Here is a 23,895-nt window from a genome sequence, read left to right on the forward strand (position 1 = left end):
CTCGGAGCCATCATGTCCCTTTCCGGCTGGCTGCAAATCGGCTTCGTGCTGATCGTGGTCCTTCTGCTGGTCAAGCCGCTCGGCCTTTATATGGCTCGCGTCTTTACCGGCGAACGCACTTTCCTTTCACCCGTCCTCGGTCCCGTCGAGCGCGGCTTTTACGCGCTTGCGGGCGTTCGCACCGACAAGGAGCAAGGCTGGCTCGGTTACACGATGGGCGTGCTGGCATTCAGCCTCGCCGGCTTCGTAGTGCTGTATTCCATGCTGCGCTTGCAGAATTTTCTGCCGCTCAATCCGCAGGGGTTTGCTGGCCTGTCGCCAGACCTTGCCTTCAACACCGCGGCCAGCTTTGTCACCAATACCAACTGGCAGAGCTATGGTGGCGAGACCACGATGAGCCATCTCAGCCAGATGCTGGGCCTCACCGTGCAGAACTTCGTCTCGGCGGCCACAGGCATTGCCGTGGCCATCGCGCTGACCCGCGCCTTCGTCCGCTCCGGCGTCAACGAGCTGGGCAACTTCTGGGTCGATCTAACCCGTGCAACGCTCTATGTGCTGCTGCCGCTGGCCATCGTGGTCGCATTGGCTTTTGTCGCCATGGGCCTGCCGCAGAACCTCGACGCCAATTTTGTGGCTACCACGATCGAGGGCGTTCAGCAGACTATCGCCACCGGACCGGTCGCCAGCCAGGAAGCCATCAAGCAACTCGGCACCAATGGCGGCGGCTTCTTCAACGTCAATGCCGCGCATCCGTTCGAAAACCCGACGGCGTTCAGCAACTACCTCAACATCATTGCCATGCTCGCCATCTCGGCAGCGCTGGTTTACACCTTTGGCCAAATGGTCGGCAATCGCCGTCAGGGCTGGGCGCTGATCTCGGTCACCGTCATCATGCTGGTGATTGGTACCGGCGCCATCTATTGGGCTGAGAGTTTCGGCAATCCGCTGCTGACCGCGGTTGGCGTCGATCCGTCGATGGGCAATTTCGAAGGCAAGGAAGTTCGTTTCGGCCAGGCCATGAGCGCGCTCTATTCTGCGGTCACGACAGGCCTGTCCAATGGTGGCGTCAACGCCATGCATGGCTCCCTGACGCCTCTGGGTGGCCTGGTTCCGATGTTCCTGATGCAGCTTGGCGAAGTTCTGCCGGGCGGTGTCGGCTCGGGGCTCTACGCACTTTTGGTCTTTGCAATCCTGGCAGTGTTCGTCGCCGGCCTGATGGTCGGACGCACGCCGGAATTTCTTGGCAAGAAGGTCGAAGCGCGCGAGATGAAGTTTGCCATGCTGGCCGTACTCATCCTGCCGCTGGTGATCCTGGGTTTTACCGCCATCTCGGTCGTAGCTGACTTCGGTACCAGCTCTATCCTGACGCCCGGTCCGCACGGACTTAGCGAAATCCTCTATGCCTACACATCCGCCGCAGCGAACAACGGCTCGGCCTTCGGTGGCCTCACCGCCAATACGCCCTGGTACAATACGACATTGGGTATCGCCATGCTGCTGGGACGCTTCGCTTACCTGGTGCCAGTGCTGGCCATTGCCGGTTCGCTGGTCGCCAAGCCGCGCGCCGCTGCATCCAGCGGTACCTTCCCGACTGACAAGCCGCTATTCGTCGGCCTGCTCATCGGCGTCATCATCATCCTGGGCGGGTTGCAGTTCTTCCCGGCCCTGGCTCTCGGGCCCATCGTCGAGCACTTCGTAATGCTCGCCGGCCAGAGCTTCTAGGAAACATCATGTCCACTCAAGCCAAGATATCTATCCTCTCGCCGGCTATTTTCCTGCCGGCCCTGCGCGACGCCGTAATCAAGCTCGACCCCCGCCAGTTGATCCGCAACCCGGTGATTTTCGTCACCGAAGTCGTCGCCGTTCTGGTCACCGTTATATTTGTTCAGGATGCGTTCAGCGCCGCGGCCGAAATGCGGTTTTCCGGCCAGATCGCGCTTTGGCTCTGGTTCACCGTGCTGTTCGCCACCTTCGCGGAAGCCGTCGCCGAAGGGCGCGGCAAGGCACAGGCGGAGAGCCTGAAGCGCGGTAAATCCGATCTCGTGGCAAAGAAGCTGCGGTTCCCATCCGATGCCAACAACCGGGCCTTCGAGAGCATCCCGGCAACATCGCTCAAGATCGGCGACATCATCCTGGTCGAGGTCAACGACCTGATGCCTGGCGACGGCGAAGTCATCGAGGGCGTCGCCTCGGTCAACGAAAGCGCCATCACCGGTGAATCCGCTCCGGTGATCCGCGAGGCAGGCGGCGACCGTTCCGCCGTGACCGGCGGCACACAGGTGATCTCGGACTGGCTTAAGGTCCGCATCACCACCAAGCCAGGCGAAACCTTCGTCGACCGCATGATTGCGCTCATCGAAGGGGCCAAGCGCCAGAAGACGCCCAACGAGATCGCGCTGTCGATCCTGCTCTCGGGCCTGACCTTGGTGTTCCTGATCGCCGTCGTGACGCTCTATGGTCTCGCCGCCTATTCCGGCACTGACCTGTCAGTTGCTGTTCTAGCCGCGCTGCTGGTGACCTTGATCCCCACCACCATCGGTGGCCTGTTGTCGGCCATCGGCATTGCCGGCATGGATCGGCTGATCCGCTTCAACGTCATCGCCACCTCCGGCCGTGCCGTGGAAGCAGCCGGTGACGTCGATACGCTGCTGCTCGACAAAACCGGCACCATCACCTTCGGCAACCGCATGGCCTCGGAATTCCTGCCCGTGGCCGGCGTCACCGAGAAATACCTCGCTGAGGCCGTACTGCTAGCCAGCCTGTCCGACGAAACCGCCGAAGGCCGTTCCATCGTGGCACTGGCGAAGTCTGATTTCTCCCTGAGCGTGCCGAAGATACTGCCTAATGGCACGACCAGCATTGCGTTCTCGGCCCAGACTCGTATTTCGGGCATCGACATCGAAGGTCGCCGCATCCGCAAGGGTGCCGTCGACGCGGTGCTGAAGTTCGTCGGCCTCGACAAAACCACTGCTGCCGCCGACTTCAACAAGGCCGTCGATGCCATCGCCCGCTCCGGCGGCACCCCGCTCGCAGTGGCTGAAGCCGATCGCCTGCTTGGCGTCGTCCACCTCAAGGACGTGGTCAAGCCCGGCATCAAGGAACGCTTTGCGGCACTCCGCGCCATGGGTATCCGCACCGTCATGGTCACCGGCGACAACCCGGTTACCGCCGCCGCCATCGCCTCGGAAGCCGGCGTCGATGATTTCATCGCCGAAGCCACGCCGGAGCAGAAGCTCGACTATATCCGCAAGGAACAGGTCGGCGGCCGCCTCATCGCCATGTGCGGCGACGGCACCAATGACGCGCCCGCCCTGGCCCAGGCCGACGTCGGCGTGGCCATGCAGTCCGGCACGCAAGCTGCCCGCGAGGCCGGCAACATGGTCGATCTGGACTCCAGCCCGACCAAGCTCATCGAGATCGTCGAGATCGGCAAGCAGATCCTGATGACCCGGGGCTCGCTGACGACGTTCTCGATTGCCAACGACGTGGCCAAGTATTTCGCCATCATCCCGGCGCTGTTCCTGGTCACCTATCCCGAGTTGGGTGCGCTCAACATCATGGGGCTGGCTTCGCCACAATCGGCAATCCTGTCCGCCGTGATCTTCAACGCCCTGATCATCGTGGCCCTGATCCCGCTCGCCCTGCGCGGTGTCAAATACCGGCCAGTCGGCGCCGCCGCGCTGCTATCCCGCAACCTGCTCGTCTACGGCCTTGGTGGCCTCATCGCCCCCTTCATCGGCATCAAGCTGGTGGACATGGCCGTGACGGCTTTGGGGCTGATCTAATGTCTTTCAACCATCCGCTTCGCCTCCCTCGCCCTTGAGGGGAGGGATCGAGGAGGGGGTCCCTTTGTGTGCATCTAAGGGGCCCCTACTCTCAACCCCTCCCTCGTGAGGAAGGAGAGGCCAGTCAAACATTCAATTCAGGAGACGCAAATGCTGTCCCAAATTCGCCCCGCTATAGTGCTTACCCTGCTACTTTCGGCCGTAACCGGCCTTCTCTATCCACTCGCTATCACCGGAGCGGCGCAGGCCGCGTTCCCCGGCCAGGCCAATGGCAGCCGCATCGAGCGCGACGGCGTGCTCATCGGCTCCGATCTGATCGGGCAGAACTTCAGCGCTCCGAGCTATTTCTGGCCACGTCCGTCGGCCACCGGTCCCGACCCCTACAATGCGGCCGCGTCGAGTGGCTCCAATATCGGGCCGACCGGTAAGGCGCTGGTAGAGCGAGTTGCCGCCGCAGTCACCGCAACCGGCCAGACCTCGGTACCCGCCGATGCTGTCACCGCCTCCGGCTCGGGTCTTGATCCGCACATCACGCCGCAAAATGCCGCGACCCAGGTTGCCCGCGTCGCCACCGCCCGCAACGTCGAACCATCCGTTATCGAAGCTGCGCTTGCCGATGTGACGGAGCAGCCGATCTTGGGTATATTCGGGGAACCGCGCGTCAACGTGCTGCGCCTCAACCTAGCGCTGGACGAGGCCGCGCCTCTCGGAAACTGATATGGCTCGCCACACCGAAAAAGAGCGGCCCGATCCAACGGCCCTGTTGCAGCTTGCCGCGCGCGAAGGCCGTGGCAAGCTGACGGTGTTTCTCGGCGCCGCGCCCGGCGTCGGCAAGACCTACGCGATGCTGGAACGGGCCCGAGGGCTCAAGGCACAGGGCGTCGATGTGGTCATCGGCCTCGTCGAAACCCACGGCCGGGGCGAAACCGCCCGGCTGGCGGAAGGGCTTGAGACCCTGCCGCGCCAGGGGGAAGGCGACGCCTATCGCGAATTTGATCTCGACGCGGCCTTGGCCCGGCGACCGGCGCTGCTGATCGTCGATGAGTTGGCGCATTCCAACGCCCCCGGCTCGCGCCATCCCAAACGCCACCAAGACATTGCCGAGCTGATCCACGCTGGCATCAATGTGTGGACCGCGCTCAATATCCAGCACCTCGAAAGCCTGAGCGATCTGGTGGCACGGATCGCCGGCATTCCAGTGCGCGAGACGGTACCGGACATCGTGCTCAAGACCGCCGACGAGGTGATCCTGGTCGATCTGCCGCCGGCCGAGCTGATCGCGCGGCTCAACGAGGGCAAGGTCTACCTGCCCGATAATGCCGCACGGGCGCTGGATGGCTTCTTTAAACCCGCGACGCTCACGGCATTGCGCGAACTGGCCTTGCGCCGCGCCGCCGATCGGGTCGACGACCAGATGGTCGAGTTCCTACGCCAGAGTGCGGTGGAGGGCCCTTGGGCCACAGGTGAGCGACTGCTGGTCTGTGTAGGCCCCGATACCATGTCGGAAAAGGTGGTGCGCACCGCCAGCCGCCTTGCTTCGGGCCTCAACGCACGCTGGCTGGTGGTGTCGCTCAACCGTCCCGACGCCGCGCTGCCCAGCCCGGCCGATGCGGTACGGCTGGAAGAGGTGTTGCGCCTCGCCGAGCGTTTCGGCGCGGAGACCCGGCGTGAGTCCGCCAGCGATTTCGTCGACGCCATCCTGCGCATCGCGCGCCGCGAACACATCACCCAGATCGTCATCGGCCGCCCCACGACCACGCGCTGGCTGCGGCGCTCGCTGCCCGATGCGCTGCTGCGCCAGGCCGGCGAAATCGGCGTGCATGTGGTGCCCGGTGCAACCAGCAGTGCCGGCCGCAAGCCGCGCCGCCGGCTGACCCTGCCGGAATGGGCATTAACGCTTGGCTTACCGCTTGTCTCGGTTGGCGCGACGACAATCTTCGGGCTGGGCCTGACAGCTCTGGTGGCGCTGCAGAACCTCTCGATGCTGTATCTGGCCGCCGTGCTGGTGTCGGCGGTGATTGCGGGACGCGGTTCCGCTCTGGTGGCGGCGGCGCTGTCATTTGCCGCGTATAATTTCTTCTTCATCGAGCCCACCGGCGCACTGACGGTGGCACAGCCGCAGGAAGTGCTGTCGCTGGTCATCTTCGTCGCCGTGGCTTTTGCTGCCGGGCAATTGGCGGCGCGGCTGCGCGAACAGGCCGACCTTTCCCGCCAGCAGGCACGGCAGAGCCAGGCGCTGCTCGATTTCTCGCGCAAACTCTCCGGCGCTCATGGGCAGGACAGCGTGTTCGACGCCATCGCCAGCCACCTGCACACCAGTCTCGGCCGCCCCGCCGTGGTGCTGGTGCCCGACGACAGCGGCGATCTCGACCCGGCCGCCGCGTGGCCGCCGGAACAGGCACTCGATGGCACCGAACTGACTGCCGCCCGTTGGGCCTTCGACAAGAAGGAGCCGGCCGGCTTTCTCACCGGCACCCTGCCGCAGGTGCGTTACTTGTTCCGCCCGATCATCGCTGCGCAGCGCATTCTGGGCGTTGCCGGCCTGGGCATGGGGCCCCGCGATGTGCCCTTGGCTGCGGACGAGGAGCGTACCCTGATTGCCCTGCTCGACCAGGCGGCCATCGCCATGGACCGCGCTCGTTTGAACCGGGAAAGCGCGATGGCCTCGGTGGCGCGCGAAGGCGAGAAGGTGCAAGCGGCGCTGCTGTCGTCGCTGTCGCATGACCTGCGCACACCGCTGGCCTCGATCACCGGCGCGGTAACCACGCTTCGGCAACTTGGTGAAAAGCTCCCCGTCGAAACCCGCGAAGACCTACTGCTGTCGATCGAGGAAGAGTCGGTCCGCCTCAACCGCTTCGTCGCCAATCTGTTCGACATGACCCGCATCGAGGCGGGCATGATGAAGGCCCGGCGCGAGGCTATCGATCTCAACACTGTGGTTGCCAGCAGCGTTGCTCGGGCCAAACGGCTGCATCCAGACCTCCTGATAGACATCAGCCTTGCGCCCAACCTGCCCAGCGCGCTGGGCGACGGCACGCTGCTCGAACAGGTGCTGTTCAACCTGCTCGACAACGCGCGCAAATATGGTGCCGCAGAGCAGCCGGTCTCGATCTTCGCCAAGGCCGAGGATGGGCACGCCACCATATCGGTCACCGACCAGGGCAAGGGCATTCCCGAAGCGGACCTCGAAAAGATTTTCGAAAAATTCTATCGTCGCGCCAAGAGTGATGGCCGCCCTGCCGGTACCGGCCTCGGGCTCTCTATTGCGCGCGGACTGATGACGGCGATGGGCGGCACCATCAAGGCGACCAGCCCCGCCGTCCGAAAGCGTGGTACGCGCTTTACGCTGCGCCTGCCGCTGGCCACAAAGGAAGAATGATGCTGCAACGCATTCTGGTGGTCGACGACGAGCCGCAAATCCAGCGGTTCCTCAAACCGGCCTTGATCGCAGCAGGTTTTGATGTCGAGACCGCGGGCACCGCCGCCGAGGCAAAGCGTCTTGCCGCCACGCGCGCCCCGGCGCTGATCGTACTCGACCTCGGGCTGCCCGATGGCGACGGCAAGACGGTGATCGAGACGGTGCGCGCCTTTTCGTCGGTACCGATCATCGTGCTGTCGGCCCGTGACCAGGAGATAGAAAAGATCGCGGCGCTAGACTTGGGCGCCAATGATTATGTCGAGAAGCCCTTCGGTATCGGCGAGCTTCTGGCCCGCATCCGCGTTGCCCTGCGCCATGCCGAGCCCGGCCCGTCCAGGCTACAGCCACGTCAGTTCGGAAATATCACGCTCGACCACGAACACCGCCGCGTGCTGGTCGATAACCTGCAGGTTCACCTTACGCCCAAGGAATTCGATCTCTTCGAACTGCTGGCCGCCAATGCCAATAAGGTGGTTACCCACCGTCAAGCCTTGACCCAGATTTGGGGGCCTGCGCACCAGGATGATGCCCAATACCTGCGCGTCGTCATCGGCCAGCTCCGCGCCAAGCTGGAATTCGACGCTCGGAGCCCAAAACACCTGTTGAGTGAACCGGGCGTGGGTTACCGACTGATCGAGTGAGGAAATCGTCCGCGCTGGGTGTGAGCTTCGGCCTGGGGCGACTATGGTGACGCCAGCCGAAACAAGAAGTTGATTCATGTCCGCACTCGACACCCGCATTGCCGCCCAGATCGCCACCGAAGTCGCCGCCCGTCCCGAACAGGTGCGCACCGCGGTGGAACTGCTCGACGGCGGGGCCACGGTGCCGTTTATCGCGCGCTACCGCAAGGAAGTGACGGGCGGCCTCGATGACACCCAACTCCGCCTGTTGGCCGAGCGGCTGACCTATCTGCGCGAGCTGGAATCGCGCCGCGCCGCCATCCTCAAATCTATCGATGAGCAGGGCAAGCTCACCAGCCCGCTGACCGCCTCGATCATGGGCGCCGCCACCAAGGCTGAACTCGAAGACCTCTATCTGCCGTTCAAGCCAAAGCGCCGCACCAAGGCCGAAATCGCCCGCGAACGCGGCCTGGGTCCGCTGGCCGAAGCCATCCTTGCCAATCGTGCCGCCGAGCCCGTGCTGCTGGCTGAAGGCTACATCACCGAAGAGGTTCCCGGGACCAAGGAAGCGCTTGAGGGCGCGCGCGACATCGTCATCGAAGGCCTGTCGGAAAATGCCACCCTGCTTGGCCGGCTCCGCAGCTACATGCGCGACAAAGCCGTGCTGAGCGCCAAGGTGCTCAAGGGCAAGGAAGAGGCGGGAGCCAAGTTTTCCGACTATTTCGCCCATTCCGAACGCTGGAACAAGGTCGCCGGCCACCGTGCCCTCGCCATGATGCGCGGTCGCGATGAGAACTTCCTCGGCCTCGAAATCGAGGTGGACGCCGACGTCACCGACGCGGTCAAGCCGGTGGAGCGCTTCGTCGCGGTGGCACTTAATGCTCAGGGCAATGGTGCGGGCGACAAATGGCTGCGCGAAGTGGCTGGTTGGGCCTGGCGCACGCGCCTGCGCGTTACGCTCTCAATCGACCTGATGGTCGAGCTGCGCGAGCGTGCTGAAGTCGAGGCCATCGCCGTGTTCGCCCGCAATCTCAAGGACCTGCTGCTGGCCGCTCCTGCCGGCGCGCACGCCACCATGGGGCTCGATCCCGGCATCCGCACGGGCGTCAAGGTCGCGGTGATCGACGCCACCGGCAAGGTGCTTGATACCGAAACCATCTACCCGTTTCAGCCACGCAACGACGTGATGGGCGCGCAGGCCGCCATCCAGGCGCTGATCAAGAAGCATGGCGTACAGCTGATCGCCATCGGCAACGGCACCGGCAGTCGCGAGACCGAAAAGCTGGTCGCCGACTTGATCGAACGCCTGCCTGCGCCCAAGCCGACCAAGGTCATCGTCTCGGAGGCCGGGGCGTCGGTGTATTCCGCCTCGGCGCTGGCCGCGGCGGAATTTCCCAATCTCGATGTATCCCTGCGGGGCGCCGTCTCCATCGCCCGCCGCCTGCAGGACCCGCTGGCCGAACTGGTCAAGATCGAGCCCAAGGCGATCGGCGTTGGCCAGTATCAGCACGATCTCGATCAATATCGCCTCGGCCGCTCGCTCGACGCCGTGGTCGAAGACGCCGTGAACGCCGTGGGCGTCGATCTCAACACCGCATCGGCCCCGCTGCTGGCGCGAGTCTCGGGCCTTGGCCCGTCGGTCGCCGAAGCCATCGTGACGCACCGCGACGCCAATGGCCCGTTCCGCTCCCGCAAGGCGTTGCTCGAAGTGCCGCGTCTCGGCCAGCGCACTTTCGAGCAAAGCGCCGGCTTCCTGCGCATCACTGGCGGCACCGAGCCACTCGACGCGTCCTCGGTGCATCCTGAAGCCTATGGTGTGGCCCGCAAGATCGTCGTCGCCTGCGGCCGCGATCTCCGCACCATCATGGGCGACAAGTCGGCCTTGTCGGGCCTCGATCCAAAGAGCTTCGTCGATGACCGCTTCGGCCTGCCGACGGTGCGTGACATCCTCGCCGAACTGGAAAAGCCCGGCCGCGACCCTCGCCCGGCTTTTAAGACCGCCACCTTTGCCGAGGGGGTCGATGACATCAAGCACCTCAGGCCCGGCATGGTGCTGGAAGGCACCGTCACCAACGTCGCCGCCTTTGGCGCCTTCGTCGACATCGGCGTGCACCAGGACGGGCTGGTGCATGTCTCGCAACTGGCCGACAATTTCGTCAAAGACCCGCACGAGGTGGTCAAGGCAGGCGATGTAGTCAAGGTTCGCGTTGTGGAAGTCGATGTGCCGCGCAAGCGCATCGGCCTGACCATGCGCAAGGAAATCGACACCGACGCGCCGCGCGAACGCCCGCGCGAGAAGCCGATGCGCGCCAACCAACGCCTACCACAGGAGGCGCCACGCAGCACTGGCTCGCTCGGCGATATGCTCAACGACGCCATGCGCAACAAGAAATAGCCTCCGCAGGCCAAGCCGTCCTAGGCCCGAGACATCTGCTGAGTTCTGGAATTTGGAACGGCATCGGCGCGGCGTCCGTTCTGCATGGAAATGGAGGATGGTATGGCAGCGCGCGCAGTCTGGACCGGTGTGATCAAGATCTCCGAGATCATTTGTCCGGTAAAAATGTATACTGCCGCAACGACCTCCGACCGCATCGCTCTGCATATGGTCAATCGAAAAACCGGCAACCGGCTTCGGCGCGTCTATGTGGACGACAAGACCGACAAACCGGTCGAAGCCGCTGACCAGGTCAAGGGGTATGAGACCCACGAAGGCTCATACGTCGTCCTGGAGCCCGAGGAGATCGCAGCGGCGGTCCCCAATAGCGACAAGAGCCTGACTGTCGACGCGTTTATCGCGTGCAATCGGATCGAACCGACCTACTTCGACAAGCCCTATTATCTCCTGCCGGCGTCTGACGCGACCGAGGACAGCTTCGCGTTGATCCGTGATGCGCTCCGCAATCAGAAGACTGCCGCTATCGCGCACACCGTCCTCTTCCGTCGCCTCCGTCCGGTCCTGATCCGGGCGCACCGGGACGGTCTCATCGCGACCACCCTCAATTTCGACTATGAGGTGCGGTCGTCGAGGGATGCTTTCAGCGGTATCAAAATGCGCAAAATCGAGCCGGAAATGCTCAAGCTGGCGCAGCATATCCTCAAGACCAAGGCCGGGAAGTTCGAGCCCGAAAAGTTCGACGATCGCTACGAGGAGGCGCTGGCCGACCTGGTGAAGGCGAAAATCGAAGGGCGCAAGGTTGTGCCGTTGCGTCGGCCCGAGCCGACCAAGTCGAACGATCTGCTGGAAGCTTTGCGGCTCAGTGCCGGTGGGGCCGAGGCCGCAAATGATGAGGCAGCGCCGAAAAAGGCCAGGGCGACAAGGAAGAAAAGCGCGGCTGCTACCAAGCCCGCTGCCGCCGCGCGTCGAAAGGCCAGCTAGCGGCGCGGCGTCTTTTTGGCCTCCGGCTTGCCTTCGAGGCTCTTCTTGAGCGCGGCCATGAGGTCGATGACATTGCTCTGGGGCTCACCGACCGCCTGATCTGCCTTCTGGGGCTTGGTCTTTCGCTTGGTCGACTGCTTGGATTTGATGATCTCGAGCAAACGGTCCTGGACCGGATCCTTCACCATCGTCTCAGACCACGTGGTCGTGCGGTCGGCAATGATTTCCTCGACCATGGAGAGCATTTTTGCGTCCGGCTTGTCGGCCTTGACGCTTTTCCAATATTCATTCTCATCGCGAACTTCGTCGCCAAAACGCAAGGTCCACAGGATGATGCCATTATCCCAAGGCTGAAGCATTACCGCGCGTTCGCGGCCGCCCATTACCAGCCTGGATATACCCACTACGTCGGCCTCTGCCATGGCCTCGCGAATGACGGTGAATGCCTCTTCGCCGACCTCATCGGCTGGCACGACGAAGTAGGGACTGTCGTAGTAGACCCATTCGATCGTATCGGATTCGACAAACTCATCGATGTCGATTGTCCGCGCGCTCTCTAGCTGGACCGCGTCCAGGTCTTCTTCCTCGAGGATAACATAGTCGTCTTCCCCCTTTGCATAGGCTTTGGTCTGGTCATCGTCATCGACTGCCTTGCCGGATACCGCGTCGACATATTGCGTGTGGATGCGGTATCCGGTCTTGCGGTTCAGTGTGTGGAAACGAAGCTTCTCGCCCTGGGTGGTGGCCGGAGACAGCGTCACGGCGCAGGTCACCAGTGAAAGCTTGAGATAGCCTCTCCAATAGGGTCGAACCGCCATGACAAGCTCCTGCATTGATGGAACTCAAACGCCAGATGTGGCGCTCCGTTCCGTAGTTGCAGGCAGTGTGCGACGTGAGGTTAGTGAAGCACTATCCAGGTTGGCGCATGGTCGCTGGACTTGTCCCAGCCGCGGACATGGCGATCGACGCCTGCCGAGACCAATCGTTCGGCCACGTTCGGGGCCAGCAGCAGGTGGTCAATCCGCAGACCGGCGTCACGGCCATAGGCGTTGCGGAAATAGTCCCAGAACGTGTAAATGCGCTCGGCTGGGTGAAGCGAGCGGAGGGCGTCGGTCCAGCCCTGATCGACTAGAGCGCGATACGCCTGCCTGACCTCGGGCCGAAACAGCGCATCGTCCTGCCATCGCTCTGGCTTGTAGACGTCGAGGTCGGTGGGCATGACATTGTAGTCACCTGCCAGGATCACGGGTAGCCCGCTGTCGAAGAGTCCCTGAGCGTGCCTGGTAAGCCGCTCGAACCAATTCAGCTTGTAGTCGAACTTTGGACCTGGTGCAGGGTTGCCATTGGGCAGGTAGAGACAACCTATGATGATGCCGTCGACTGCCGCTTCCAGATACCGGCTGTGCAGGTCAAGGTCGTCTCCGGGCAGACCGCGCCGGGTTTCGACAGGGGTGGCACCCCGGACGAGGATCGCTACCCCGTTCCAGCTCTTTTGACCGAGCCAAATAGCGCCGTAGTCGGCCTGCTTGATCGCCGCCATGGGAAACCGCTCGTCTGGCGCTTTCAGCTCCTGCAGGCATACGACATCGGGCTGTGCCTCCTCCAGCCACCGCAGCAAGACCGGAAGCCGCCCGTTCACGCCGTTGACGTTGTAGGTAGCCACTTTCATCGGCGATGCCCTCGGTCGTCCTGATGACCTTTCAATGCGCCGGGTCAGTGTTCGATCCGTTCGACCCAGGCGGAACCACCGTTGGGCCGCACCGTTTGTCAGGTGAGACTACTCACGGCAAACCACGCCAAACGTAAGGACGGACTGCTATGGCCAATTCTCCTTCTCTCGTCGCGCTGCTCGGACTGCTGGCAGTTGCCGGTTATCAGAACCGGGACCGAATTTCCGAAGCCCTCAAAGGTGTCCAAGGTGGAACCGGCGGGCAGGCGCAGGGCGGCCTCGGCGGAATGCTGGGCGGCCTTGGTGACCTTTTCAATGGCAAGTCCAGCGGTGGCAATGTCCTGACCGGCGGGCTCAATGACCTCCTCGATAGTTTCCGCGGCAACGGCCAGAAGGAAACCGCCGATTCCTGGACCACGCCGGGCGTCCCAACTCAGGGCCTCAAGGCGCATGACGTTGAAGCCGCCATCGGCAAGGATACTTTGACCCAGCTGGCAGCCACCACCGGGATTTCATATGACGACCTGCTGCAAAGACTATCGTCCAACATTCCCGACGCAGTGGATCGCCTCACCCCCGAAGGCCGCTTCCCGAAGACGGATGATGAAGCCCGCGACAGTCTGCTCCGCACCACGTAAGAGTGTGAGGCAACCGTCCTGTAGGTGTCGTCGCGCGCCGGGCTATCGCTCCATCGTGACGACGCCGCGCAGCAATTTTCCTTCGCGGAGCTTGTCGAAGCCGGCGTTGATGCTGGTGAGCGGCATGACTTCAGACAGCAGTTTTTCGACTGGCAGAATGCCGCGCTGATACATGCGCACGAAGCGGGGGATGTCGCGGGCCGGCACGCAAGAGCCTAGATAGCTGCCGCGCACGGTCTTCTCCTCAGCGACAAGGCTGACCGCTGGAATAGGGAATACTGCGGTCGGCGAAGGCAAGCCTCCCGTGGTTAGTTGGCCGCCGCGTCGGGCGATTTGGTAGCCCAGTTGCAAGGCATGAACTGAACCCGCCAGTTCGATGGCGTGATCGACGCCGCCATCCGTGGCTGCCTTAATCGCATCAGCGGCACCTTCGCTGCCGGCGATGAAGACGTCCGTGGCGCCCATGCTCAGCGCGAGGTCGAGTTTCTCGCGCGACAGGTCAACGGCGATGATCTGTTCGGCGCCCGCAGCGCGTGCTCCAAGCAAAGCGGCCATGCCGACGCCGCCAAGGCCGATGATGGCGACTTTGTCCCCGGGCGTAACCTTGGCGCCGTTAAACACCGCGCCAACTCCTGTGAGCACGGCGCAGCCAAACAGCGCCGCCTGTTCGAACGGCAACGACGAATCCACCCTGACCAGCGACTTGCGCGAGACCGTGGCGTATTCGGCGAAGGCCGAGACGCCGAGATGGTGATTGAGATCGTGCTCGACTTCGCTCAGCCGGCGTTCGCCCGATAGCAACACGCCGGCGCCGTTTGCAGCAGCGCCCGGCACGCAGAGGGCAGGGCGCCCGTCCGAGCAGCACGGGCAACTGCCGCAACTGGGCACGAAGACAAACACCACATGGTCGCCTATCGCCAGGTCATCGACGCCCGGTCCAAGCGCCTCGACGACGCCGGCCGCCTCGTGACCCAAAACCATCGGCAGTGGCCGCGGCCGATTGCCGTCGATCACCGACAGGTCCGAGTGGCAGAGGCCTGCTGCCATCACTTTGACCAGCACTTCGCCTTGGCCGGGGCCGGCTAGATCGATCTCGGCGATGCGCAGCGGTTTCGACAGCGCATAGGGAGCTGGTAGACCGGACCGTTCGAGGATAGAAGCACGGATTTTCATTGCCGGCCTCGTTACCCTTTGGCCGTTTCGGCAATCTTGAGATGAGTGGCCATGATGGTCCTCCTGCGCTTGTCGCGCCTTAGTTGTCGTCAGCCGATGTCGGATGCTTCGCGGCCGCGGGTAATCTGGGAAATGGTGACCGCCGCAATCAGCGCGCCGCCATTGAACACGTTGGTGACCCACAGCGGGATTCCGAGCATCGACAGCCCGGTAATGCCGGTCGCGAGAAAATATACCGCGACCAGGGTGCCCCATGGATTGAAGCGACCCGGCTGGATGGTGGTAGCGCCAAGGAATGCCGCAGCGAAGGCGGGCAACAGAAAGTTCAGGCCCGAATAGGGATCTGCCGAACCCAGAACACCCGCGTAGAGAATGCCCGCGCCCGACGCCAGCACGCCGGACATAACGAGGGCACCGACACGCACCTTGTTGACGGCAATGCCGTTGAGACGGGCGACCTCGCGGCCACGGCCGACGAACAGCAGTTTACGGCCAAGCGGGGTGTAGTCGAAAATGTACCACATCACCAAGGCGGCGGCCAAAGCGTAATAGAAGGCATAGGGAATGCCGAACAGGCGGTAGCCCACTGCGGCCATGATCAGCCCGTTGTCGATGCCGCCGATGGTCGAGGAATTGGTCATCCACTGCACGAGGCCGCTCATCAGCGAGGTCGAGCCCAGCGTCACCACCAGCGATGGCACGCGGAAATAGATGATGAACAGCGCGTGGAACAGGCCCACCAGAACGCCCATGCCAAGCACGATCACCAGCATCAGGCCGATCGGCATCTGGTGCCAGACGTTGAGCACGCCAATGGTCGAGGCCGAAAGCGTCAGCGTGGCGCCGACCGAAAGGTCATAGTCGCCAGCGGTCAGCGGAATGATGATCGCCAGTGCCAGCAGCGCTGCCGGTGCATAGGAGGCGAACATAATCGAGAAATTGCCCCAGTTGAAAAACGCCCGAGGCATCACGGCGCTGAACAGGCCGATGATAATGACCCAGACCAGCAGCAGCGCGATGCGCTCGAACTGGCGCGCGTAGTTAACCGCGGGTTTGTCGGCGGGTTTGGTCGAGATCGTGTCGGTCATGGTGCAACCCGCGAGGTGAGGGGTGAAGTGGAGGCAGGAGCGGCGGTTGCGTAGCACGCTTCCGAAATGCCCTCCTTGGTCAGCGCGTCGCCAACAAGCTCGGTGCAGATGCTACCCTTGGAAAACACCAGCACGCGGTCACAAATTTCGGCCAATTGCTCGGCTTCCGAACTGGCGCAGATCACCGACATGCCCTTGGCAGCGGCGGCGCGCAAAGCGGCAAATATCTGCTGGCGGGTGCCGACATCGACGCCCTGAGTGGGTTCGTCTAGCAACAACAGAAGCGGGGAGCGGTTCATCCAGCGGGCGATGAGCACCTTCTGGGCGTTTCCGCCCGACAGTGCCGAAAGCTTGAGGCCCGGATCGTTGGGACGCACTTCGAACGCCGCGCCAAGCGACTTGGCCTCGCGCACCATGGCCCGATTGCGCATGAAGCCGCCCTTGAAAAACCGGCTGACGTCGGGGAGGAACAGGTTGTCCACGATGGGCAGGCTATCGACGCCGCTCGCGCCCTGGCGGTCGCCGGGCAGCAGGGCAAAGCCCATGTCGATGGCTGCTCGGGGCGATAATGCGGTCTGGGCAAGTTCAGCGCCGCCATCGACTGTGATGGTGCCGGAGCGCGCAGGATGGGCTCCAAACACCAGGTAGGGAACTTCGCCATAGCCGGAGCCGATCAGGCCGGTCAGCCCGAGAATTTCACCCTTGCCGACATGCAGGTCGGACTTCTGCAGCATCTTGCCTGAGAGGCCGGAAATACGCGCAAAAACTGGACGCTCGACAGGGCCTCCCGCGGGGCGAGCGGTCTTGAAAAGATTGCGTCCGACGATCATCTTGACGATGGCTTCGTGGCTGGCTTCGTCGCGCGTCAAGGCGCCCGCCATTTCGCCGTCACGCAAGACGGTAATGGAATCCGTGATCTCCATGACTTCGTCGATGTCATGGGAGATGAAGATGACACTGGAGCCCGACTGGGTGATCGAGCGGACCATGGAAAAAAGCTGCTCGACGCCGGCGGCAGGCAAAAATGGGGTTGGTTCGTCCAGTAGCACAAGACCGGGGCGACCGGTGATGGCGCGCGAAGCCTCGATTTCTTCGAAGGCGCGAACAATGGCGAGCAGGGCGCGCTGAACCGGCGTCAGCCGGTCGACGCGTTCATTGGGGTCGAGATCGAGACTGAAGCGCGACAGCGCCTGGCGCGCAGCGCGGTCTTGCGTAGACCAGTCGATATAGAGCGCTTTGCCTGAGGTCAGCGGCACGAGGCGCAAGTTTTCGAGCACGGTGAGCGACGGGATAAGGCCAAGGTTTTGGTGAACGAATGCCATGCCGAGCCGGCGATAGTCGCCCGGCTTGAGCGGTAGGCTCACTGCATCGCCATTGAACTGCATCGTGCCGCCGTCATCGGGCGCATGAAAGCCGGCGAGGATCTTGACCAGGGTAGACTTGCCAGAGCCATTTTTGCCCAGCAAGCCGTGCACTTCGCCCGGCATGACCTTGAACGATACGTTCTGCAGCGCCTTGGCGCCGCCGAAGGTCTTGGAAATGTTGGAGACCGACAGCACCGGGAGCGCCTGAGGCGCCCCCGGATGGTTTGTCGGACCTGATAGTGTTTGATCCGACACGCCGGTCATTATTAGAGGCCCCACAGCGTGCGGAAGCCGGACTTGTAAGCATCGCCATAGCCGGTGTCGAACTGGGCCGGGGCGCCGGCTTCGGCAACGTTGCCCTTGTCGAAGATATAGAACGGCACGTTGAGTGCAGTCGGCGTCTTGAGGCCACACGCGTCGCGCAGATGGCCGTCGATGGTGGCGTATGCGATCCAGTCGAGGCTTTCACCGATGTCCATGTCAGCCATGCCCTGGGCGATGAAGTCGAGCACGAATGGCGTGCCGTTGAAGGTTGCGAGCTTGACTTCGCCGGTTTTGCCGGCGAGGCGCAGCGCTGGAACCACGAACTGGCTCATCGAGTCATAAATCGGGATGATGACGTTGATCTCGGGGTTGGCCTGCACTGCAGTCTGCACGGCCGGCTGAATCTTGGTACCCCATTCGGTCGCGCCGACATTGATTTCCTGCACGATCTTGCAGTTCGGGCAGTTCGCCGCGAGCTGCTTCTTGAAGTTTTCGACCAGTGGGATGGTGGGCGGAACGTCGGTCGAGATGACCAGCGCGATATTGGCCTTGCCTTCGGCGGCGACGGTTGCCCAATCCGCAAGGATTGTGCCGACTTCGCCGAAGCCGATGGTGAGCGAGCTCGAGACCACTGGGTGCTGTTCAAAGCTCGGATCATAGAAGTGCGAGGTCATCACCTTGACGCCAGCGGCCTTGGCGGCTTCGAGCTGCGGCGCGACGGTGCCGGGATCGATGCCCGAAATCAGGTCGATGATGTCATACTTTTCGCGGGTAGCGAGCTCGATGCCCTGGACCCACTGGGCGGGCTGGCCCTGGTTTTCCCATTCGCGGACTTCGAGGCCCACTTCGGCACCGGCAGTCTTCATGCGGTCGATAATGCCCTTGAGGAAGGGATTGCCGCTGTTGTTGGGGATCGACATCATCTTCTTGCCGGCGGCACAGGCCTTGGCGTCGAAGGGCTCACCCGGCGCCACGAATTCGGGCGTCGAAGCGTATTTCGCAAGGTTTTCGGTAGCACGGGCGACGCCGTCGGTGACTTCATCTGCAGAGGCAGCCCCAACCATGCCGGCAAACATCGCTACGGCGGCCACTGAAGCAAATAGCGCACGTTTTTTCATTGAATTCTCCCTGTCCCGCACCACCAGCCCCCCTCGGGCACATAGTAGTGCATGCGCATGCATAGTGAGCGCAAGCTTTGAAACAAGTCAATCAGGCGGTCGAAAATCTTTGGGTTTTTGGAAGATAACAAGGCCGCCGCTTTTGCAGGCTAGATGCACAGAAATGCAGCATCTTTCCATTGAATCCATGCCCTTCTGCAGCTAACGATGATGCGGGGACAGATCGTGCATGCGCATTCTAGAGTCTGGCGCCCAGGAAAGAGAGCACGATGGCGCGCAAGAGCTCCAGATCAACTTCATTCGACGTCGCCGCGCTTGCCGGAGTGTCCCAGTCGGCGGTGTCCCGGGCATTTACCACCGGATCGCGAATCGCCGATGAAACCCGCACCAAAGTCCTCGAAGCGGCGCTGAAGCTCAATTACGTACCCAACTCCATTGCCAGCAGCCTGACCACCAAGCGCACCAATATCGTTGCGCTGATCATCGGCAATCTGGACAATCCGTTCTACGTGCATGTGCTGCACACCTTTAGCCGCCGCCTGCAGGAGCAGGGGCGGCAGGTGCTGATCTTCACCGTCGAGCCCAATTCCGAGAGCGACGAAGCCATCATGCACCTGCTCAAGTACCAGGTGGATGGTGTGGTGCTGACCGCGGCACAACTGTCGACGCGCATGATCAGCCTGTGTCACGATCGCGGCATCCCCATAGTGCTGTTCAATCGCTACATTCCCGGCTCCGATGCCTCGGGCGTGCGTTGTGACAATGTCGCGGGCGGGGCGCTGATCGCCGAGGCATTCCTTGCCGCTGGAGCCAAGAATTTCGCGCTGATCACGGGCGATCTCAAGGGCACCACCAGCCAGGACCGCGTACGCGGCTTCGTGGGCCGGCTCCTCGAAGGCGGCGTCAAGCGCACCCGGATTGTCGAAGTCGAAGGGCACTCGTCCTATGAGGGCGCCTTAAACGCCACCGCGAAGCTGTTCCGGGATCAGAACAGGGTGCGGCCCGATGCGCTGTTCGGCGTCAACGACATCATGGCAATGGCGGCCATCGATGCTTTGCGCCATCGCATCGGCCTGCGCGTCCCAGAGGATTTGATGGTAGGGGGCTTCGACGATATCCCCGAAGGCCGCCGGCTTCCCTATCAGTTGACCACCGTCCGCCAGCCCATCGAGCAGATGGTCGACGAAACGCTGCAGCTCCTGCATCTCGACGACCCCACCGAGCCTATTCCTCGCGGCATAGACCGGCCAATCAAGGGGCGCCTGATCTGGCGCAACACCATTCCCGTGCCCCTGAGTCATCGCTGGACCGAGCCGGAAATCCAGAGCTAAAAAAAACGGGGCCTTGCGGCCCCGTTTTTGTTTTTACTCAGCGGCCTGTCGTTCAGGCGGCGTGTACCCGAAGTCGAACGCCGACGGTTCGCCGCGGACTTCTTTGGCCGAAGCCCGTAACTTGGCGGTGGCATCGACGTCGGGCTGGTTGGCCTCGGTCAGCACCACGCCATAGGCTGTTTCGGCCTGCGCGCGGGAGACCAGGCCATAGCGCACGTCACGGGCAACGATGGCCGCATCGCGATCAAGCGGATCGCCCCAGCCACCGGAGCCGGCAGTCTTGAACACCACCCTGTCGCCCGGATAAACCTTGAGATTGTCGATCTTGGACGGAATGCGGGTCGGCTCGGTCTCGCCGGCCTTGATCACCCACTTGCTGGACGTGCCGCCGTGCAATCCGCCGTTGATGCCCCACGGCGGTACCACTTCGCGATCGTCATGGATCGACACATTGCCCTTTTCGAGAACGCGATAGACCTTCTCGATGCCTGCGCCGCCACGATGCAGGCCGGGACCACCTGAGTCCTGGATCGGCTTATAACGCTCGATCAGCACCGGGTAATAGTTCTCGATATATTCGATCGGCGTGGCCGAAAACAGCGGCCACCAGGCATGGCCGTCGAAGCCATCGCCCTTGGGACGTCCGGGGACGCCGCCGAACAGCAGTTCCATGAGCTGGAAGTACTTTCCGTTCTTGTCGGTGCCCGAAAAGATGAAGTGAGGGCTGGTGCCGTAGCCGGCCGCAGCCGAAAGCTCCGGCACGACTTTGCCCAATGCACCCGACTGGCAATCGAAGAAGCGCGTGTGGGTATTGAGGCGGTTCGAGAGCGCCGCGGGAAAGCGCGGATTGAGCAGGCTGCCTTCGGGGAGCACGATCTCGAACAAGTCGTAAAAGCCTTCGTTGAACAGCACCGAAGGGTCGAACGACATGATCATGTAGACGCCGAAGAACAGTTTGCAGAGCCCTTCGTGGATGTGGAAGTTGATCGGCCCTTCCGCCTGAGGGTCGGTTCCAGTCCAGTCAAACACGGCGATGTCGCCGCGCCGGTAAATGGTCAGCGTCATCTTGAACGGGCCATTGCCGAGGCCATCGTCATCGACATAATCGGTGAAGCTGACGGCTTCCTCGGGGATGTACTTCTGGATCACCACGCGCATGGCTTCGCGGGTGCGGGCCAGTAGCATGTCGCAGGCGGTCATGTAGGTATCGCGGCCAAAGCGCTCGCACAGTTCGCGAACGCGGACCGATGCGGTGCGGCAGCCGGCAATCAGGGCCATCAGGTCGGCCCGGTTCATGTCCGGGGTGCGCGAGTTGTTGAGCATGATGTCAAGCACGCCCTGGTTGAGCACGCCCTTGCTGTAGATCTTTACCGGCGGTACGCGCAGGCCTTCTTCCCAGATAGTGCGGGCATTGGCAGGCATCGAGCCGGGCACGGAACCGCCGACGTCTACCATGTGGCCGAAGATCGACGAGAAACCCACCAGCACGTCCTGGTGGAAAATAGGCAGCATCACGCACCAGTCATTGTTGTGCGAGATCGAGCCCTTGGAGGCGTAGGGGTCGTTCCAGACGAAGATGTCGCCCTCATTGACGTCGCCGCCGAACTTTTCGACGACGGCTGGAATGTAAGAGCCGAACTGCCCGACGACCATCTGGCCGCGTTCGTTGCAGATCATCGGGAATTCGTTGTGCTGCTCGCGGATCACCGGCGATAGCGAAATGCGCACTACAACGCCGTCCATTTCATAGCGGGCATTCTTGAGCGCGTTCTCGATGATATCGAGGGTAATCGGATCGACTTTGGTGCTGTCTGTCTTGATGGTCATGGCGCTCAATTCCCCTTCGAAACGGGCCAGATCAGAATATTACCATGCGTGTCGATCTCGGCGTAATGCGCCGGCAGCAGCACGGTGGTGGTGTCATATTGGCGAATGATCGCTGGGCCCTCGACCCGCGTACCCACGCCAAGCTTGTTGCGATCGTAATGCGGCGTGTCCTGCCAGGCGCCATCGAAATAACCCGGACGAGTTTCGATGACTGCAGCCGCAACGTCGGTGCCGACGCCTTCCGGCACGACTTCATCGACCGGCTCGGTTGCGCCGCGCGCCACGACGCGGAGCGCAACCAGCTCGATAGGCACGGTGAAGCGCACGCCATACAGCCGTTCGTGGATATTGTGGAAATCGGCCAGCGTCTGGGCCAATGCGCCCTTGTTCCGAACGTCTTCGGCACTGACCGGCACGGCGACTTCAAAACCCTGCTGTTCGTAGCGCAAATCAAGCGAATAGGTGATCGACGCGTCGGCGTCGCTGACTTCCTGCTCGGTGAGCCAAGCCTGCGCCTTGCTCTCAAGATCGGAAAAGCGGCTCCAGACTTCGGCTGGATCGAGCCCGTTGGTGGTGCGGATGTAAGTCTGCACGAACTCGTTGCGGAAGTCGGCTTCGAGGAAACCCAGGGCGCAGAGCACGCCGGGATTGGGCGGCACCAGCACGGGGTAGCAGCCCAGCAATTCGGCGACGGCATTGGCATGCAGCGGGCCAGCACCACCAAAGGCTACGATGCCGAACTCACGCGGATCGAGCCCGCGCTGCACGGTGATGACCCGGAGCGCCCCCAGCATGACTTCGTTGGCGATATCGATAATGCCCTTCGCAGCATCCTCTGGCGACAGACCAAGCTGTTCGCCGATGCTGGCGACGGCCACGCGGGCGCCTTCTACATCGAGATGCATGTCGCCACCCAGTAGAACGGGCGGCAAATAGCCCAGCACCACGTTAGCGTCGCTGACAGCGGGCTCGGTGCCGCCGCGGCCATAGGATACCGGGCCGGGACGGGCGCCGGCGCTGCGCGGGCCGACGCGGAGCGAGCCGGTCAGCTCGGACACATCGGCGATCGAGCCGCCGCCGGCGCCGACGCTGCGCACGTCGAGAGTTGGTACCTTGGCAGGGAACATACCCACTTCGGTGGAGCGCGAGATCGCGGCTTCGCCATCGATAATAACGGCGACGTCGGTCGATGTGCCGCCCATGTCGAAGGCCAGCAGCTTGGGAAAGCCTGAGCGGCGCGACAGCATCATGGTGGAGGTAACGCCGCCGGCCGGGCCGGACAACACCGTATGCACAGGACGCTCGGACGCAGCGGCAGCACTCATCAGCCCGCCGTCGGACCGCACGATGTGAAGACGTGCCGTAACGCCGTTCTCGGCCAGCCGCTGCTCGATGCGCGACAGATAGCGCTTCATGATCGGCCGCACATAATCGTTCATCACCGTGGTGATGGCGCGGTCGTATTCACGGAATTCGGGAAGAATTTCCGATGACAGCGAAACTGGAATTTCAGGGAAACGTTGGGCGACGATATCGCGCAAGGCGCGTTCGTGCTCGGCATTGGCATAGGAGTGCATCAGCGAGATGGTCAGGGCCTCGATGCCCGAGGAGCACAGCTGGTCGATCATCACGGTCGCGGCGGCGATGTCGAGTTCACGGACCACTTCGCCGCGCGCATTGATGCGCTCCGGAATGCCGCGCGTATCGGCAAGCGAGGCCAGGGGATCGGGCTTTTCCATGTTGATCCAGCCAAACAGCGGGCCGGGCGTCCAGGACTTGGCGAGATGCAGCGTATATTCGAAGCCTTCGGTGACCAGCAGGCCGACGCGTGAGCCTTTGCCTTCGAGCACTGCGTTGGTCGCGACCGTGGTACCGTGCAGGATCAGCTCTATGTCGGACGGCAGGATGCCCGCCTTCTCGCAGATCAGCTTGACGCCCGCGACGACGCCGATCGACTGGTCTTCCGGCGTCGATGGTGTCTTGGCCTGGAAGGTGCGTTTGCCCTTCTCGTCGTGCAGCAGCAGGTCGGTGAAAGTGCCGCCAACGTCTACGCCCAATCTCATGTCTCTACCCTTGTCTGCATAGTCGTTCCCTGTCCGCGCAGCACCCTCATCCTTTCGGATATTGCATGCGCATTCACTTGAGCATAGATTGCGCTTCGACACCTCCGCAAGTGCAAAGATTGCCGGGCTCTCCAGATTTTTTGCATGTTCGCGAGCGGTCG

The 23,895-nt window shown here is 62.6% G+C and carries 17 protein-coding genes; 9 read left to right on the top strand and 8 right to left on the bottom strand.

All coding sequences use genetic code 11. The annotated features are described in order from the left end of the window. Window positions 1-12: 12 nt before the first annotated feature. From kdpA to ku (WH91_RS19415), 7 genes are all read left to right on the top strand, one after another. Entirely contained in the window at window positions 13-1,722 is a 1,710-nt protein-coding gene (kdpA, locus tag WH91_RS19385; RefSeq protein WP_046172653.1) for a potassium-transporting ATPase subunit KdpA, read from the top strand. Between the two features lie 8 nt (window positions 1,723-1,730). Continuing rightward, window positions 1,731-3,785 (top strand): potassium-transporting ATPase subunit KdpB, encoded by a 2,055-nt coding sequence (gene kdpB, locus WH91_RS19390; protein WP_046172654.1) that lies wholly within the window; start codon window positions 1,731-1,733, stop codon window positions 3,783-3,785. 150 nt (window positions 3,786-3,935) lie between these two features. Next, on the top strand, window positions 3,936-4,502 hold the full coding sequence (gene kdpC, locus WH91_RS19395; RefSeq protein WP_046172655.1) for a potassium-transporting ATPase subunit KdpC: 567 nt from the start codon (window positions 3,936-3,938) through the stop codon (window positions 4,500-4,502). A gap of 1 nt (window position 4,503) precedes the next feature. After that, the gene (locus tag WH91_RS19400) at window positions 4,504-7,164 is read left to right on the top strand and encodes a sensor histidine kinase (RefSeq protein ID WP_046172656.1); all 2,661 of its coding nucleotides are present in this window, start codon (window positions 4,504-4,506) and stop codon (window positions 7,162-7,164) included. Continuing rightward, a complete protein-coding gene (locus WH91_RS19405; protein WP_046172657.1) occupies window positions 7,161-7,844 on the top strand; it encodes a response regulator in 684 nt (227 codons plus the stop codon). Before WH91_RS19400 ends, WH91_RS19405 begins: the two co-directional genes overlap by 4 nt. A 76-nt stretch (window positions 7,845-7,920) precedes the next feature. Next, on the top strand, window positions 7,921-10,218 hold the full coding sequence (locus tag WH91_RS19410) for a Tex family protein (protein ID WP_046172658.1): 2,298 nt from the start codon (window positions 7,921-7,923) through the stop codon (window positions 10,216-10,218). A 102-nt stretch (window positions 10,219-10,320) separates the two neighbouring features. Further along, the gene (ku, locus tag WH91_RS19415) at window positions 10,321-11,199 is read left to right on the top strand and encodes a non-homologous end joining protein Ku (RefSeq protein ID WP_046172659.1); all 879 of its coding nucleotides are present in this window, start codon (window positions 10,321-10,323) and stop codon (window positions 11,197-11,199) included. Here ku (WH91_RS19415) and ku (WH91_RS19420) read toward each other — a convergent pair. Both ku (WH91_RS19420) and xth read right to left on the bottom strand, forming a co-directional pair. Beyond that, complete coding sequence (ku, locus tag WH91_RS19420) at window positions 11,196-12,017, bottom strand: non-homologous end joining protein Ku (protein ID WP_046172709.1); 822 nt, start codon at window positions 12,015-12,017, stop codon at window positions 11,196-11,198. The two genes, ku (WH91_RS19415) and ku (WH91_RS19420), sit on opposite strands and share 4 nt — an antisense overlap. Window positions 12,018-12,097: 80 nt before the next feature. Beyond that, on the bottom strand, window positions 12,098-12,868 hold the full coding sequence (gene xth, locus WH91_RS19425; protein ID WP_046172660.1) for an exodeoxyribonuclease III: 771 nt from the start codon (window positions 12,866-12,868) through the stop codon (window positions 12,098-12,100). 149 nt (window positions 12,869-13,017) lie between these two features. On the opposite strand from xth, the gene WH91_RS19430 reads away from it, so the two are divergent. Beyond that, on the top strand, window positions 13,018-13,506 hold the full coding sequence (locus tag WH91_RS19430; protein ID WP_046172661.1) for a YidB family protein: 489 nt from the start codon (window positions 13,018-13,020) through the stop codon (window positions 13,504-13,506). Between the two features lie 42 nt (window positions 13,507-13,548). On the opposite strand, the gene WH91_RS19435 is transcribed toward WH91_RS19430, so the two are convergent. The 4 genes from WH91_RS19435 to WH91_RS19450 all read right to left on the bottom strand — a co-directional run bounded on the left by WH91_RS19435 (window position 13,549) and on the right by WH91_RS19450 (window position 18,513). Continuing rightward, the gene (locus WH91_RS19435) at window positions 13,549-14,679 is read right to left on the bottom strand and encodes a zinc-dependent alcohol dehydrogenase family protein (RefSeq protein ID WP_046172662.1); all 1,131 of its coding nucleotides are present in this window, start codon (window positions 14,677-14,679) and stop codon (window positions 13,549-13,551) included. Between the two features lie 89 nt (window positions 14,680-14,768). Beyond that, entirely contained in the window at window positions 14,769-15,767 is a 999-nt protein-coding gene (locus WH91_RS19440; RefSeq protein ID WP_046172663.1) for an ABC transporter permease, read from the bottom strand. Then, window positions 15,764-17,395 carry a sugar ABC transporter ATP-binding protein gene (locus tag WH91_RS19445; RefSeq protein WP_046172664.1) on the bottom strand — a complete coding sequence of 544 codons (1,632 nt, stop codon included), beginning with the start codon at window positions 17,393-17,395 and terminating at the stop codon, window positions 15,764-15,766. Before WH91_RS19445 ends, WH91_RS19440 begins: the two co-directional genes overlap by 4 nt. A gap of 2 nt (window positions 17,396-17,397) precedes the next feature. Further along, complete coding sequence (locus WH91_RS19450) at window positions 17,398-18,513, bottom strand: sugar ABC transporter substrate-binding protein (protein WP_046172665.1); 1,116 nt, start codon at window positions 18,511-18,513, stop codon at window positions 17,398-17,400. A gap of 269 nt (window positions 18,514-18,782) precedes the next feature. On the opposite strand from WH91_RS19450, the gene WH91_RS19455 reads away from it, so the two are divergent. Then, complete coding sequence (locus WH91_RS19455; RefSeq protein ID WP_046172666.1) at window positions 18,783-19,844, top strand: LacI family DNA-binding transcriptional regulator; 1,062 nt, start codon at window positions 18,783-18,785, stop codon at window positions 19,842-19,844. A 33-nt stretch (window positions 19,845-19,877) separates the two neighbouring features. On the opposite strand, the gene WH91_RS19460 is transcribed toward WH91_RS19455, so the two are convergent. Further along, window positions 19,878-21,671 (bottom strand): hydantoinase B/oxoprolinase family protein, encoded by a 1,794-nt coding sequence (locus WH91_RS19460; RefSeq protein ID WP_046172667.1) that lies wholly within the window; start codon window positions 21,669-21,671, stop codon window positions 19,878-19,880. Between the two features lie 5 nt (window positions 21,672-21,676). Further along, a complete protein-coding gene (locus tag WH91_RS19465) occupies window positions 21,677-23,734 on the bottom strand; it encodes a hydantoinase/oxoprolinase family protein (RefSeq protein WP_046172668.1) in 2,058 nt (685 codons plus the stop codon). Window positions 23,735-23,895: the final 161 nt, after the last annotated feature.

The sequence above is a fragment of the Devosia psychrophila genome, assembly GCF_000971275.1.
GTDB lineage: Bacteria > Pseudomonadota > Alphaproteobacteria > Rhizobiales > Devosiaceae > Devosia > Devosia psychrophila.

Bases quoted from the DNA above. Each gene is read 5' to 3' on its own strand.
- kdpA (WP_046172653.1), top strand. From the start codon at position 13: ATGTCCCTTTCCGGCTGGCTGCAAATCGGCTTCGTGCTGATCGTGGTC.
- kdpB (WP_046172654.1), top strand. From the start codon at position 1,731: ATGTCCACTCAAGCCAAGATATCTATCCTCTCGCCGGCTATTTTCCTG.
- kdpC (WP_046172655.1), top strand. From the start codon at position 3,936: ATGCTGTCCCAAATTCGCCCCGCTATAGTGCTTACCCTGCTACTTTCG.
- WH91_RS19400 (WP_046172656.1), top strand. From the start codon at position 4,504: ATGGCTCGCCACACCGAAAAAGAGCGGCCCGATCCAACGGCCCTGTTG.
- WH91_RS19405 (WP_046172657.1), top strand. From the start codon at position 7,161: ATGATGCTGCAACGCATTCTGGTGGTCGACGACGAGCCGCAAATCCAG.
- WH91_RS19410 (WP_046172658.1), top strand. From the start codon at position 7,921: ATGTCCGCACTCGACACCCGCATTGCCGCCCAGATCGCCACCGAAGTC.
- ku (WP_046172659.1), top strand. From the start codon at position 10,321: ATGGCAGCGCGCGCAGTCTGGACCGGTGTGATCAAGATCTCCGAGATC.
- ku (WP_046172709.1), bottom strand. From the start codon at position 12,017: ATGGCGGTTCGACCCTATTGGAGAGGCTATCTCAAGCTTTCACTGGTG.
- xth (WP_046172660.1), bottom strand. From the start codon at position 12,868: ATGAAAGTGGCTACCTACAACGTCAACGGCGTGAACGGGCGGCTTCCG.
- WH91_RS19430 (WP_046172661.1), top strand. From the start codon at position 13,018: ATGGCCAATTCTCCTTCTCTCGTCGCGCTGCTCGGACTGCTGGCAGTT.
- WH91_RS19435 (WP_046172662.1), bottom strand. From the start codon at position 14,679: ATGAAAATCCGTGCTTCTATCCTCGAACGGTCCGGTCTACCAGCTCCC.
- WH91_RS19440 (WP_046172663.1), bottom strand. From the start codon at position 15,767: ATGACCGACACGATCTCGACCAAACCCGCCGACAAACCCGCGGTTAAC.
- WH91_RS19445 (WP_046172664.1), bottom strand. From the start codon at position 17,395: ATGACCGGCGTGTCGGATCAAACACTATCAGGTCCGACAAACCATCCG.
- WH91_RS19450 (WP_046172665.1), bottom strand. From the start codon at position 18,513: ATGAAAAAACGTGCGCTATTTGCTTCAGTGGCCGCCGTAGCGATGTTT.
- WH91_RS19455 (WP_046172666.1), top strand. From the start codon at position 18,783: ATGGCGCGCAAGAGCTCCAGATCAACTTCATTCGACGTCGCCGCGCTT.
- WH91_RS19460 (WP_046172667.1), bottom strand. From the start codon at position 21,671: ATGACCATCAAGACAGACAGCACCAAAGTCGATCCGATTACCCTCGAT.
- WH91_RS19465 (WP_046172668.1), bottom strand. From the start codon at position 23,734: ATGAGATTGGGCGTAGACGTTGGCGGCACTTTCACCGACCTGCTGCTG.